General features: G+C 61.6%; 12 protein-coding genes. 6 read left to right on the top strand and 6 right to left on the bottom strand.

The window, feature by feature from the left end:
* Window positions 1-141 precede the first annotated feature (141 nt).
* Window positions 142-1,440 (top strand): L-fuconate dehydratase, encoded by a 1,299-nt coding sequence (locus AB4Y32_RS21225; protein ID WP_368723226.1) that lies wholly within the window; start codon window positions 142-144, stop codon window positions 1,438-1,440.
* Between the two features lie 27 nt (window positions 1,441-1,467).
* On the opposite strand, the gene AB4Y32_RS21220 is transcribed toward AB4Y32_RS21225, so the two are convergent.
* Window positions 1,468-2,142, bottom strand: coding sequence for a DUF4410 domain-containing protein (locus tag AB4Y32_RS21220; RefSeq protein ID WP_368723225.1), 675 nt, complete (start codon window positions 2,140-2,142; stop codon window positions 1,468-1,470).
* 346 nt (window positions 2,143-2,488) lie between these two features.
* On the opposite strand from AB4Y32_RS21220, the gene AB4Y32_RS21215 reads away from it, so the two are divergent.
* Together AB4Y32_RS21215 and AB4Y32_RS21210 are read left to right on the top strand one after the other, a co-directional pair.
* On the top strand, window positions 2,489-2,953 hold the full coding sequence (locus tag AB4Y32_RS21215; RefSeq protein ID WP_368723224.1) for a (2Fe-2S)-binding protein: 465 nt from the start codon (window positions 2,489-2,491) through the stop codon (window positions 2,951-2,953).
* Between the two features lie 3 nt (window positions 2,954-2,956).
* The gene (locus tag AB4Y32_RS21210; protein WP_368723223.1) at window positions 2,957-5,149 is read left to right on the top strand and encodes a xanthine dehydrogenase family protein molybdopterin-binding subunit; all 2,193 of its coding nucleotides are present in this window, start codon (window positions 2,957-2,959) and stop codon (window positions 5,147-5,149) included.
* 116 nt (window positions 5,150-5,265) lie between these two features.
* On the opposite strand, the gene AB4Y32_RS21205 is transcribed toward AB4Y32_RS21210, so the two are convergent.
* Entirely contained in the window at window positions 5,266-6,888 is a 1,623-nt protein-coding gene (locus tag AB4Y32_RS21205) for an AAA family ATPase (RefSeq protein ID WP_368723222.1), read from the bottom strand.
* 54 nt (window positions 6,889-6,942) lie between these two features.
* A complete protein-coding gene (locus tag AB4Y32_RS21200; protein ID WP_368723221.1) occupies window positions 6,943-7,629 on the bottom strand; it encodes an alpha/beta hydrolase in 687 nt (228 codons plus the stop codon).
* Window positions 7,630-7,986: 357 nt separating this feature from the next.
* Between AB4Y32_RS21200 and AB4Y32_RS21195 the strand changes: the two genes are divergently transcribed.
* Window positions 7,987-8,238 carry an RNA polymerase sigma factor gene (locus tag AB4Y32_RS21195; protein ID WP_368723220.1) on the top strand — a complete coding sequence of 84 codons (252 nt, stop codon included), beginning with the start codon at window positions 7,987-7,989 and terminating at the stop codon, window positions 8,236-8,238.
* Between the two features lie 711 nt (window positions 8,239-8,949).
* Entirely contained in the window at window positions 8,950-9,582 is a 633-nt protein-coding gene (locus AB4Y32_RS21190; protein ID WP_368723219.1) for a hypothetical protein, read from the top strand.
* A gap of 667 nt (window positions 9,583-10,249) precedes the next feature.
* On the opposite strand, the gene AB4Y32_RS21185 is transcribed toward AB4Y32_RS21190, so the two are convergent.
* From AB4Y32_RS21185 to AB4Y32_RS21175, 3 genes are read right to left on the bottom strand one after another with little or no spacing between them, the layout of a single operon-like run.
* Window positions 10,250-10,573: a non-heme iron oxygenase ferredoxin subunit gene (locus tag AB4Y32_RS21185; protein WP_368723218.1), complete on the bottom strand. Its 324-nt coding sequence runs from the start codon at window positions 10,571-10,573 to the stop codon at window positions 10,250-10,252.
* A 34-nt stretch (window positions 10,574-10,607) separates the two neighbouring features.
* A complete protein-coding gene (locus tag AB4Y32_RS21180; protein ID WP_368723217.1) occupies window positions 10,608-11,606 on the bottom strand; it encodes a fatty acid desaturase in 999 nt (332 codons plus the stop codon).
* 21 nt (window positions 11,607-11,627) lie between these two features.
* Window positions 11,628-12,671, bottom strand: coding sequence for a sugar ABC transporter substrate-binding protein (locus tag AB4Y32_RS21175; RefSeq protein ID WP_368723216.1), 1,044 nt, complete (start codon window positions 12,669-12,671; stop codon window positions 11,628-11,630).
* A gap of 119 nt (window positions 12,672-12,790) precedes the next feature.
* Between AB4Y32_RS21175 and AB4Y32_RS21170 the strand changes: the two genes are divergently transcribed.
* A complete protein-coding gene (locus AB4Y32_RS21170; protein WP_368723215.1) occupies window positions 12,791-13,879 on the top strand; it encodes a LacI family DNA-binding transcriptional regulator in 1,089 nt (362 codons plus the stop codon).
* The last annotated feature ends 9 nt before the right edge of the window (window positions 13,880-13,888 follow it).

Below are 13,888 nucleotides of genomic sequence, written 5' to 3'. Positions count from 1 at the left end.
TGTTGTCAACGCGTGCAAACGCCTGGTGAATACGCTCGGTGATTTCCCTTACCGGGGCTTACGTGGCGCTTGCATGCTCGAGCCGGTCCGTCATTCTTCGCAGACGGAAGCCGATAGCCATCGCCCCCGGAGGTTGCTCAGATGACCACGATCACCAGGCTGTCCGTTCGGGACATCCGCTTTCCCACTTCGCGTTCCCTTGATGGCTCCGACGCGATGAACGCCGCGCCGGACTACTCCGCCACTTACGTCACGCTCGAAACCGATTCACCGAAAGGGCTCGCGGGCCATGGCCTCACGTTCACGATCGGACGCGGCAATGAAATCTGCGTGGCGGCCGTCAATGCATTGGCGCCGCTCGTCATCGGCAAGCGCCTCGAAGATATCGCCGCGAACATGGGCGCTTTCTGGCGCGAGGTGACATCGGATAGTCAACTGCGTTGGATCGGTCCGGACAAAGGTGCGATCCATCTGGCGACGGCGGCCGTCGTGAACGCGGTGTGGGACCTGTGGGCGAAGGCGGAAGGCAAGCCCGTGTGGAAGCTGCTCGTCGACATGAGCCCGGAAGAACTCGTGCGCTGTCTCGACTTTCGCTATGTGACGGACGCGATCACGCCGCACGAAGCCATCTCGATGCTGCATCGTCACGCGAGCACGAAAGGCGAGCGCGAAAAGGAAATGCGCGCGCACGGCTATCCCGCGTACACGACGTCGGCCGGCTGGCTCGGCTACGACGACGACAAGATCCGCCGGCTCGCGCGCGAAGGCGTCGCGCAGGGCTGGACGCACTTCAAGCAGAAAGTGGGCGGCAATCTCGAAGAAGATGTGCGGCGCGCGCGAATATTGCGCGAGGAGATCGGCGAGAACCTGAAGCTGATGATGGACGCGAATCAGGTGTGGGAAGTCGACGAAGCCGTCGCGAACATGCGGCGTCTCGCGGAGTTCGATCCGTGGTGGATCGAGGAGCCGACGAGCCCCGACGACATTCTCGGCCACGCGGCGATCCGCCAGCGCCTTCATCCCATCGGCGTCGCGACAGGCGAGCATTGCCACAACCGCGTGATGTTCAAGCAGTTGTTGCAGGCGCAGGCCATCGATTTCTGTCAGGTGGATAGCTGCCGGCTCGGCGGACTCAACGAGGTGATCCTCGTGCTGCTGATGGCGGCGAAGTTCGGCGTGCCCGTGTGTCCGCATGCGGGCGGCGTCGGATTGTGCGAGTACGTCCAGCATATTTCGCTGTTCGACTATATCTGCGTGTCGGCTTCGCTGGAAAACCGGGTGCTCGAATACGTCGATCATCTGCACGAGCACTTCGTCGATCCCGTCGTGATCCGCAACGGCCACTACATGCCGCCGCACCGCCCGGGCTACAGCATCGAAATGAAGGCCGCGTCGCTCGACAAGCACGGCTTTCCTGACGGCGAGGCGTGGCGGGTCTGAGAACGCGCGTTAGCCGGAGCGCCGCGCTCACTGCTGCGGCGCTTCGGCGTGCCCTTTCATTCGCGCGACGACAGCATCGGCGACCTGTCCCGCAACCTCTTTGATGTTTGCCTTCTCGTCGTTGCCCGCCATCACATACCTTGCCGCTGCCACATAGGGATTGAGCTTGACCATGGCGCCCGGCGCGTGCTTGCCCGATTGACCTTCAATCTCCTGATAAAGCGGTTGCGGCGTCGGATTGGGCAGCGCATCGATGGCGATCGCGAGTTCGATCTTGCCTTGTCCCGCGCCGAAGCCCACCACGGCGCGCCGCACGCGGTTGCCCTCGTCCACGCTCAGGAAAACGCCTCGCACCAGCAAGCCTTGCGCAGGCACTTCAGCGCCGCCGGGAAGACGGCGCGCATCGACGCCTTTGCTCCGCAGATCGGCAGTCAAGGTATCGGACATCTCGGCTACGATCTGCTGGGACTTCGCCTGCGGGTCCTGCTGTGTCAGGTGCAGCGGCGACACGCTGCCTGCAAGGCGGCGCGCCCTGCTCAGCCGGCTTTGGTCCGGCGTAACGTTGGCCGCATCGAGTTCGAAGTCGGACACGTAAACGGGCGTCTCCCCGGACATCACCCGCGCTTCCTGCGCGATTCCCACCGACGCGAATGCAAAGAGCCAGATGGCAGCGAGCGAGCACTTCCACGATCGATTGTTCATCGGCGGCTCTCCTGATCGTCGGGATCATGACGGAATCGATGCGCCATACGGCGAATATACGCCTCCTGCATCGCTCCGGCCGACGAACGGTCCCGCAGGATTAGGCAAGACTTCCAGAGTTTCCGAATAACAGAAAGCGCCCGCTTTGAGTCACACTCCACAGGTTCCCATACGTCGCCGGCACACCGCGCGCCGTGGCTGTGAAAGCACGGCAACGGCAGCGAGGGCTTCGCCGCAGTTCACCCGCCGCGCAGTTCTCGCGCCGTATGGCGCGGGCCACGAAACTCGCGAAACGCCAAGCAATGCGCACGAACGATCAGAACCCGAACCACACTCGGAGTCATCGATGTCCACCACTTTGATTCTCAACGGCAAGTCCACGACGCTGGACGCCGATCCCAACATGCCGCTGCTATGGGCGATCCGCGAAGTGGCGGGCCTGCACGGAACAAAGTTCGGCTGCGGCATGGCGCAATGCGGCGCTTGCACGGTCCATCTCGAAGGGCAGCCGATACGCTCGTGCATTACGCCGCTGTCGGCTGTCGAAGGCCGCCATGTCACGACGATCGAAGGGCTGCAAGGCAAGCCGGCCAAGGCCGTGCAGGCCGCATGGGTCAAGCTGCAGGTGCCGCAGTGCGGCTACTGCCAGTCCGGGCAGATCATGTCCGCGGCCGCGCTGCTCGCGCAAAACCCCAAGCCCACCGATGCCGACATCGACGCCGCGATGAGCGGCAACATCTGCCGCTGCGCGACGTATACGCGAATTCGCGCGGCGATTCACGATGCCGCCGATGCGGTCCGCAGGGGATAAACGATGACGACCGATATCGTTGATGTTCAGCGTCCGTCGCGACGCACGTTCCTCAAAGGCGCCGGCGCGGCGGCCGCGCTGGCGCTGACCGTGGGCTTCGAATGGGCCGGCACGTCACGGCGCGCAGTCGCCGCTGAAACGGCAAGCAGCACGTTCGCGCCTAACGCGTTTCTGCGAGTCGGCCCCGACGACAGCGTGACCGTGATCGCCAAGCACGTCGAGATGGGCCAGGGCGCGTACACGGGTATCGCGACGATCGTCGCCGAGGAACTCGACGCGGACTGGACGCACGTTCGCGTCGAAAGCGCGCCCGCCGATGCGAAGCGCTACGCGAATCTTGCGTTCGGCACGATACAGGGAACGGGCGGCAGCTCGGCGATGGCCAATTCGTGGATGCAGCTACGCGAAGCAGGCGCGAAGGCCCGCGTGATGCTCGTCACGGCGGCCGCGCAGCAATGGAAGGTGCCCGCGTCCGAGTTGCGCACCGAGCGGGGCGTCATCTATCACGACGCGAGCGGCAAGCACGCGACATACGGTTCGCTGTCGACGGCAGCGGCAAAGCTGCCCGTGCCGGACCGGGTCACGCTCAAGGAACCGAAAGATTTCAAGCTGATCGGCAGCCAGTCGCCGCGCGTCGACGTGCCGCCGAAAACCGACGGCACCGCACAGTTCACGATCGACGTCACGTTCCCCGGCATGCTCGTCGCCGTGATGCAGCGTCCGCCGCAGTTCGGCGCGACGGTGAAATCGTTCGATGCGTCGGCGGCCAAGGCGGTGCCCGGCGTCATCGACGTGGTGCAGGTGCCGCGCGGCGTCGCCGTCGTCGGTAAAAGCTTCTGGGCTGCGAAGCAGGGCCGCGATGCGCTGAAGGTCGAATGGGACGACTCGAGCGCGGAGAAGCGCAGCTCGGCGGACATCATGGCCGAGTATCGCAGGATCGCCGAGAAGCAGGGCCTGCCCGCGCGCACCGAAGGCGACGCGTCGAAGGCGATCCAGGGCGCGGCGCGCAAGATTTCCGCGAGCTATGAGTTCCCGTATCTCGCCCACGCGCCGATGGAGCCACTCGATGCCGTCGTCAAGCTCACGGCCGACAGCTGCGAAATCTGGGCAGGCGACCAGTTCCAGACCGTCGATCAGGGGAACGCGGCGCGCGCGGCGGGCTTGCAGCCGCAGCAGGTCAGCATTCACACGCTGTACGCGGGCGGCAGCTTCGGCCGGCGCGCGAATCCGGGCTCGGACTACATCTCCGAGGCCGTGTCGATCGCGAAGGCGCTCGGCGCGAACGGCACGCCCGTCAAGCTTCAGTGGACGCGCGAGGACGACATACACGGCGGTCTCTATCGGCCGATGTACTTTCACAAGCTCGAAGCGGGACTCACGCGCGACGGCAAGCTCGTGGGCTGGCAGCACCGGATCGTCGGGCAGTCGATCGTCGCCGACACGCCGTTTGCAGCAATGGTGAAGAACGGCATCGACGCAACGTCGGTGGAAGGCGCCGCGAACATCGCGTACGCGATTCCCAACATCTCGGTCCAGCTGTCGACGACGCACACGGGTGTGCCCGTGCTGTGGTGGCGTGTGGTCGGCAGTTCGCACACGGCCTATGCCGTCGAGGCGTTCATGGACGAAGCAGCACATGCGGCCGGCAAGGACCCGTACACGTTCCGGCGCGATCTGCTCGAACATCAGCCGCGCATGCGCGCCGTGCTCGATCTCGCCGCGCAGAAGGCGGGCTGGAGCAACAAGCCCTTGCCGCGCGGCAAGGGTCGCGGCATCGCGGTGGCCGAAGCGTTTCACACGTTCGTCGCGCAGATCGCCGAGGTCTCGATCGACAAGGACGGCAAGGTCAAGGTCGATCGCGTCGTCTGCGCGGTGGATTGCGGCACGGCGATCAACCCGGACGTGATCGCGGCGCAGATCGAAGGCGGCATCGGCTTCGGTCTGGGCGCGGTGTTGTATGGCGCAATCACGTTGAAGGACGGCCGCATCGAGCAGAACAACTTCGACGGCTACCGTGTGCTGCGCATCGACGCGATGCCGCAAGTCGAGGTGCACATCGTCCCTTCGACGGAAGCACCGACGGGCATCGGCGAACCGGGCGTGGCGCCTGTGGGACCCGCGGTGGCGAATGCGATTTTCGCGGCCACGGGCAAGCGGGTTCATGCACTGCCGTTGACGACGCAAAACCTCGCGTGAAGGAAGTGACGCACGCGCATGCGTGAAGATGAGCCGGGGCCAAACGGCGCCGGCTCTCTTGATGCGTTACGCTGTCATCCGCGCGCCGCTGGCGTGCGCATTGCACGCGCACGCCGTCACGCATGCCCGCGAAACATCGCACAGGTCCTGAACGCCTGCTCCGATAGCGGAACCTGTTTCGCGCGGCAATAGCGCGTCGTCAGCTTCAGCAGTTCCTTGATGTCCCGCCCGCTCGCTTTCGGATAAGCGCTCGTCAGCGTTTCGACCAGATCGTTGTCGATGTCCGCGCCCAACTGTTCGGCGAGCAGCTTCCATAGACGGATCGCGTCGTGCCTCGGCGGCGTCTCGTACTGGATCTTCGCGATGCAGCGCGACAGGATCGCGTCGTCGACATCGTCGATCCGGTTGGTCGTCATGAACAGCAAGCCGTTGAAGTACTCGAGCGTGCGCAGGAACTCCGCGACGATCGCGTTGTGTTCGAGATCGTTGTCGCGGCGGCGGATGTAGACGTCGGCTTCGTCGAGCAGCAGGATCGCGTCCCAGCGCGTCGCGCGCTGCAAGATGCCCGACAGCGTCGCGCCGACGGATGCCGCCGTCGTGCCGAGCTGCCCCGAATGCACGCGGTACAACGGCTTGCCGACCACTTCCGAATAGATCTCCGCTGTCAGCGTCTTGCCGAGTCCGGGTGCGCCCTGGCAGAGAATCGTCGTGCCGCCCGACTTGCCCGGCACGAAGTCCTGCACGAATACGTTCAGCTTCGACGTCAGAATGTCGATCAGATCGCGATGATGCCCGGGCAGAACCAGCTTCTCGCGCAGTTCCGGCTGGTACTGGTACTCGGTCATGTTCTGCACGTGCACCCAGATATTCCGGTGCCATTCGAGGTGATACAGGCAGACGTAGCAATGCAGCGGAACCTCGTCGAAGCCGCTGCCGACATTCGCGCCGCGCCAGAAATCGGCGTCGGCTGTCGTCTGAAAGCGCCGCTCCAGCGTCTCCTCATCGTTGACGCACTTCGCGCTCACGCCATCGACGATGCGCGTCAACTCCACAGCACCCTTCGCATCGACGGCAAACGCCGCTCTCGACACGACGAACTGCGCACCAAAGCGCGGTTGAAATTCCAGAAAGCGCTGCGCGTACCGCTCGTATTCGCGCTTGAATTCCGGGCACTCCTTGTAGAAACCGAACTCGGCGAGCAGCTCGGGGATCGTGCGGTTCGCGATGTCGAGACGGTTGAACACGAGCGATGTCGTCATGCCCGACAGGCGCATGTGCGGGTCAGTGTGCCCGGAGTTCGCCGATTGCATCGTGTTCGCCAGCATATCGACGACGACGTACGGCATGCCCTGCTCGGGTTCGACGTAACGCATGCGGCGCACGAGCCACGGCAGCAGCGTGCCGTCCTTCGCGCGCTTGTACAGCCAGCCATCGATCGCATCGCGCGACAGATATGCGATCAGGCCCGGCACCAGTTGATCGAGGCCCGGAATCGTGCGTGCCTGCGGCGCGTTGTAGATGTTGTCGAGCGCGAGCATCTGGAACATCAGCGCGCGCTCGTTGTTCGCCTTGCTGAGCGAATAGAGCGTATTCAGCGACTTCGAATCGAATAGCTTGCTCGATACCAGCATGTTGCCGTGACACGCACCGTGCTGATTGAGCTGTCGTGCCAGCGGCGATTCGGATTCGATCATCGCGAGCAGAGGATGCACCAGTGATTCCGGAATTTCAAAGTCCATAAACGCACTCGTATCGGTTGTGGTCCGGTGGCGCGGCGCTCGACTGCGCGCAAGCTAGCCGAGGAAGAACTGGATTGCCATGCCGACGACGGCAGGCTGGATCGCATGCAAGCCGTTGAATTCGACGTACTGCACGTCGTAGCCGGCCGACTTCAGCTTCGCTGCATTCGCGCGGCCGCTGGTTTCGATGGGGAGCTGTTCGTCGCGCAGTCCGTGCGCGATGAACACCTTGGGCACGCCTTCCTGCGTGAAGACGGACATGAAGCCGCCGGAAAATGCGATCACGTGGCTCGCGATATCGCCGTTCGTGATGCCGATCGACAGCGCGTAGCTCGCGCCGTCCGAGAAACCTGCAAACGCGAGGCGGCTGCGGTCGATGCGATAGCGGGTCGTCACTTCGGCGAGTGCCCGATGCAGCCGCTCGAGGTCCGGACCGCTGCCGCCGATCACGATGTCCCACGTCGGATACATCGAATGCGGCGCGAGCACGAGGAACTTGTCGCGCTCGGCGTGCTCTTCGATGAACGGCAGCACCTTCTCCGGAAAGCCGCCCGCGCCATGGAACATCACGAAGAGCGGGACGGAGCTTTGCGTACCTTGTGTATCGAGGCCGGTCGGCACGAACAGAACCGCGTCGCGCTCATCGGCGATTCCCAGCCGATGCCGTCCGGGCGACAACGGGCCCTTGCCCGGCTCGGCGTGCATGAACGAAAGACGGCCAAACAGCGAAGGGTCGAACATTGCGGAACCTGGGAGATGAACGCGCATAGCGCGCGGGGATGGACGTTCCAGCCAGGAGAGCTTCTAGATATTCAATATATCATCAGTCTACGTGGATTCGTGGACTTCTGGAATATTTGGTGACGTCGTACACAAACGAAACGTGATCCGGGGCAAAGAGATCTGACATGGCCTGCAGCCACCGGTCAAGTTTAAAAGGGGCATATCGCTAACATCTTTTACGTCAAGAATGCGATGCAGTCCAGGAAGTGCTGCTGATCGTCGCACGCAAGTTCGAGTCGGTCCGCGCCGCCGCATTCTCGGGGCTGGCTCTTCAGCGTCGTACGCCACGAATGCAGGCGACTCGGTCGCAAGGCGTTGAACTTCGATCCTTACAACGAAGACGAGGTTGATCGATGGCTGGCGCGGCACGACACCGATTCGCTGCGCCGTGAACTCATCGATGCACTGGAGTCGCTGCCGCCGGACTATCGCGACGTCCTCCTGCTTCGCGACTTTGAAGAACTCACGATCGGCGAGATCGCCGCGCGACTTGGTTTATCGGTCCCAGCGACAAAAAGCCGTCTGCATCGCGCGCGCACGTTGGCGCGCGAATACCTGCTTGCCTGACTGCGACGATCCCACGCCTCGCGCATCTCTGCAAATTCGGCATAGTGACGCCCATGAGAAATCGACCCAGCAAGTTCGAGCATGCTTGTCCGCTGCTTGAGCGAAGCGGACGCTTGAATGGCCGAGCAAAGTGATGGACGAACGTCGCATCCTGGCCGATTGCATGCGTCAAACCCCTTCGCCAAAATCCGCCGTCGGAAAACATTCGCCCAACGCCAACGGTAGCCTTGTGTCGTCATAGCTCAACGTATGCAATCAGCCATGAAACGTCATCGGCTCTCACCGTTGTGAGACAGCCATTCGACCCTCGATGGTGAGGTATTGCGTAGCTCATCGCATACTCGCGGGCGAGGGATTAGTTGAGATTCCAGCCGAGTCCCGGACGCTTCGACCAGGACCGGCAACTTGACTCCGGATAGCCTATCCTTATTCGCGACAAGCCCTCTCTAGTCGGCTTCAACCAGTACGCCTCATTGCATCTCGACTTACTGCGTGAAACGCCGGATCAGATGGCACCTGTGATACTCACGACATGAGTTTTGGGGGATGACGATTATGTGGCAGCCCGATGGTTGGGGCGGAACGCGGATCGGCGTTCTTACCCCGCACGCCGACGTTAACCCAGAGTCGGAATTCAATGCGATGGCGCCGCGAGGCGTTTCAATTCACGCCGCACGGGTTCCCTTACGAGTCTATAAGCCTGGCGGCGTTATGGACACGACAATTGCCGACGATCCTGTACGTGCCTTCGCCGAGCCGCCGCTTATCGATGATGCGGCTGAGCTGCTCGCGTCAGCGCCTCTTCATGCGATCGTCTACGCGTTCACTAGTAGTAGCTACGTTTGCGGCCGCGCCGATGACGCTCTGCTGAAACAGCGTCTCGAGACCCGCACACGTGGCATTCCAGTCGTTATTTCCAGTGCCGCCGCGGTCGTCGCCCTGAAAGTCCTCAACGCAACAAAGCTCGCATTGGTCAGCCCGCCCTGGTTTTCGGCAGAAATGGACCGGCAAGGCGCCCGATACTTTCAGGCTTGCGGATTCGATGTGGTTCACAATGGACCCGCAGGCCTGCCATCTGATCAGCAAGCCATTCAACCCGGCGATCTATTTGAATGGGTCCGCACCCATACTCCCAAGAGCACACAGGCTGTCTTTATCGGCGGCAACGGCTTCCGCGCCGTGGGAGTTGTCAAGGCCCTTGAGGACATTCTCGGGATTCCCGTCCTTACCGCGAACCAGGTCTCGTTTTGGCAAGCCCTTCTGCTATCTGGATCGCAGGTGACGATCACCAACTACGGCCAGATATTCAATCATAGACCGCCGATTGATTTATCTGCGAAATAAGCTGGGCTTTGGGCGGGCAAAATCGCCAGGGATGGGTGTTGGCTGCCCGGCGATTTGGACCATGTGCCGGTGACGATGGTCGCTCAGGTGCGACCGTATGGGAGCGATGGCCCGCGGGCGGGAGCAATGTCCGATCACCGACAGACCCACTTCGAAACTTCGTTGACTGGTCCGCCTCCCGCGCGCCGTAACTAGCGACCCATGCCACGCCCTCATCGAACGGCCTGATGTCGCAGCCATAGCCAACGGAACGGCTGCACCACGCGGTGCTATCGACCCGCTCCTGGTGCCGCCATCTCCACAAAGACCCCGAAAGTTTCTCGGAAAATGTGCTTGCGAAGCAAGCCATTAAGATAACTTTTCTTAGTGATATAGCTGTGTTTCATTCACAAACTGCCGTTTTGCAACGCCTCATGGCGGCCTGCCGGTGCCCACCATGTCCAACCCGTTCGCACTGCCAACCCATCCGATGCAGGATCTCACGAATCCATCCAGCATGCCCGACGCCGCGTCCCTGGCCGCACTGCGCGCCTGGTACGCGGGAATGGGATCGCGTGACGCCGGCGCGATCACCTGCCTTTGTTCCGTTCATCTGCTGTACTCCCTCGCGAAAGATCGCGTCGCTAATAGCCGATGCGCCGCAAGCAGTGCTTCACCTCCCGCGCAATCAGCGGTTTTCCAATCCGATGAATACGGCTCCGTTCTCTGTTTTTACGGGATAAACAGTGAGATTCACGCAGACGGGCGCGCCTTGCGCCTTGCCGCTCGGGATATCGAACCGCCCCATATGCATCGGACATTCGATCACATCACCGAAAACAAAACCATCCGCGAGCCGGGCGGTCTCGTGCGTACACACGCCAGCCGTCGCGTAGAATCCTGTCGGGGTGTGATAAACGGCATAGAGGTTGCCTTCGTGCTCGAACTCGCGCACATCTTCTTCATCGATGTCCTCACAGGCACAAACCTGATGCCATTCAATAATCTTCATCGGCTGCTCCTTGTTATTTGCGTGTGAGCGTCGTTCATGCGACCGCCGCGCCCTGGTCACCCGGCGGGAGATCACGGACGACGACGTACTCGGGGTCGTGTCGCTGCCTTGCAAAGATAGTTAGGATCTCGCGCCAAGCGGACCACAAACCTGCGTATGGCGTCGGCATTTGCGCGGCCACTGCCTCGTGAAATGTCGGGAGCGCATGAAAAGGCACGCTCGGGAACATGTGGTGCTCGATGTGGTAGTTCATGTTCCAGTAGAGAAATCGCACGAACGGATTGAGCTTGACTGTGCGACTCGATACGCGATGGTCGAACACGTTTTCTTTCAGGCCGGTGTGCTGAGTCAACGCGCACAGCTCGTGCAGCCAGGTGCCATAAGCACGCGGAAGAAACAGGAACATGATGGGCAACCAGCTCCTCGCGAGAATTGCCCATACAAAGACGGCAACGTAGCAGGCAAGCAGTATCCGGGAATTTGCGCACATTTTTCTGTACTCCGCTGGCGGCACCACCTCTTCGGCCGCTCGGGTGATAACACCAAAGCTATGCAGACATATTGCGCCAAGAAACTGGATACCATGCGAAACACGTACGAAGTCCGTGAAGAGTTTCAGATAGCTGAGGGGACGTTTGAACGCGAGTTCCGGATCTTTGTAAGGTGCAGCCGTCAGATGCGTGAACGTATGGTGCTTCGCGTGCAGCCAGCGACTGTAGACCTGTTCGCGCCAGGACATGAAGCAGATGATCCAGTACGCCGCCTCGTTGAGCCAACGCGTCTTGAACACCGTGCCGTGCCCCAACTCGTGAGCCGCTGCCTCGCTGAATGCGAACACCGTGCCGTACAGCAGAAATGCCGGGACCACCCACGCCGTACCAAGCGAAAACCACGCGAGCACGCCACTGGCCACAACAAGGCCTAGAAAGCCGCCGACTTGCGACAGCCCGCGCGCATCTGAGCGTGTCGACAGTTCCTTCAACACTTTGCGGTCGATGCGAACCCGGTGCCACGCATGCATGTCGATGTTCATCACGTTCCTCCCTCACGACGACTATCGGTAAGAGCCGGCGTACTTCTGCACCGGCGCGAGGTTATCTTTAGTGACGAAGCTTGGTCCGGAACTCACCGTCGATCCGGTATACACAGGCTTCAGGTCATACTTCGCAAGGCGCGCTGCAACCTTCCTGTCGTCCTTGAGCGCAGCGACGATGTGCACAGGATCTGTTGTCTTGTCATGGACGACAATGGCCATCGCGGCTACCGCAAGATAGCCCTGCAAATACGGCTGCTGATCGATAGCAAAAGCGATTTTCCCGGACTGTATGGCCTTGAGAATGTCCGGAGACAGGTCGAAGGTCGCCACGTAGACCTTGCCATTCAAGCCCGCGTCATTGATCCCACGCAGTACGCCAGTTGCCTGATCGGGGCCAAGGGCCAGCACAGCCTGCGTGTCCCGATGTGAGCGCAGGTACGCAGCCACCTTGCTCTGGATGACTGTGGGATCCTCGCCGCTGTCCATCGTGGACTTTTTGTAGTCGACACCGATGGCATCGGCGAAGCCTTTGCAGCGGTCCCACAAAGCCTGGATGTCGGCACCGTGATTCACGCAAAGAAAGTTATGGATTCCTGCCGCTTTTGCGCGCTCGCCAGCCGCTTTCCCCGCATCGTATTCGGGCTGACCGATATGCATGATCGCGCCGAGCTTCATGCCAAGGTCGGGTCCGCCATTGATCGTCACCAGTGGAATATGCTTGGCCTTTACGCCCGTCAGGCCTTTCTGGATCATCTCGAGGTTAGGCACCGTGGTGATGACGCCCGCGTAGTTGCGCGCCGAGGCTTGTTCGAGGATGCGGACCATATCGCCGGTATCGCCCGTTGGCGGGTTGCGGTAATCGACGGGCACGCCAAAGTCCTCACTCGCGTCGCGCATGCCGTTCTTCACGGTGTTCCACCAAACGTTCGAGTCGGAACCGTGACTGACCATCACGAAGCGCTCGTCCGCCGCAGCAGTGCTCTGGCCGAATGCGGTTATCAATGTCACTGCCGCTAATGTCGCGACGACGCGCCGCGCAATCCGAAATCCGTTCGTCTCCATGTTCGCTGTCTCCTGATCAGGTTCTTCATCGCCCTGCAGTCAAGGTCCCGCTGGGGCGGTCACCGCGGCGCTTTCAGTGAGTGGCGTCTCGTGCGCGATTGACGAATAGAATGTAGTTGATGGATTCTCTGCTCTCAAACGAAACGTTGAGGAATTTTCCTCAAAAGCGGGTGCGCATGAGTGGCCGACGAAAACCGACAATGGACGATGTGGCAAAAGCCGCCGGCGTCAGCTACGCAACCGTGGAGCGGGTGCTGAACGGTCGTGGAGGCGTTTCGCGCGCCAAGGAAGCGAGCGTGCTCGACGCGGCGCGCAAGCTCAAGATCGATCGCGCGCTTCACGAGGTGTCAGCGCGTTGGCTACGTATTGCCATCGTCACCCAGAAGCCAACGTCGCCGTACTATGTCGCGTTACGCCAAGGGTTTGAGCTGGCCCAGAAGTCGTTCGAGACTTTTCGCGTGCTCTGCAATGTCACGTTCTTCGATGACCTTGAGCCACCGTCGCTTGCGAGCGTGATCGCCCGCGTGTCCCAGAAGGCCGATGCGATGATCGTTGTCGCCTACGAGCATCCGCTCGTTGTCGACGCGGTATCGCGCGTGGCGAAAGAGATTCCGGTGGTCTGCGTCGCGAGCGACTTGCCGGATTGCGGGCGGCTCGCCTACGTAGGTATCGATAACCGCTGTGCCGGACGAATAGCAGGCGAGTTGATGGGCCGGTTCGTCGGTCCCGCAGGCGGTCAGATCCTGGTCATTGCGGGGCTGCGGACGTACCTTGGCCACGAGCAGCGCGACGGCGCATTCCGCGCTGTACTGCGCCGGAGGTTTCCCTCGTGTGACGTCGTTGCAACGGTGGAAAGCCGTGAGGACGAGCGGTCCACCGAAAGCCTCACGCGCGAGGCTTTCGGCAAATATCCGGGCCTTAAAGGCATTTACAACCTTTCGGTAGGTGACGAAGGCATTGCACGTGCTTTGCGCGCCATGAAACGCCAGGACTCAACCGTCGTTATCGGCCACGAACTCAGTCCGGTGAGCAGGGCTCTGCTTATTGAAGGCGTCGTGGACGCGGTGCTCGACCAAAGCCCGTTCGTCGAGGCCATTCGTGCCGTCGAGGTGATCCTTAATCACTACAATCGCGGCACCGCATCGGGCTTACCGCTTCAGACACCCATCTCCATCTATCTGCAGGAGAACCTTCCGCCTGACCTCTGACCGCGCGCG

The organism is Paraburkholderia phymatum (genome assembly GCF_040965635.1).
In the GTDB taxonomy this organism is placed as follows: Bacteria; Pseudomonadota; Gammaproteobacteria; order Burkholderiales; family Burkholderiaceae; genus Paraburkholderia; species Paraburkholderia phymatum_B.
The sequence above is the reverse complement of the archived record's forward strand: the minus strand, read 5'-3'. Positions and strand labels throughout refer to the sequence as shown.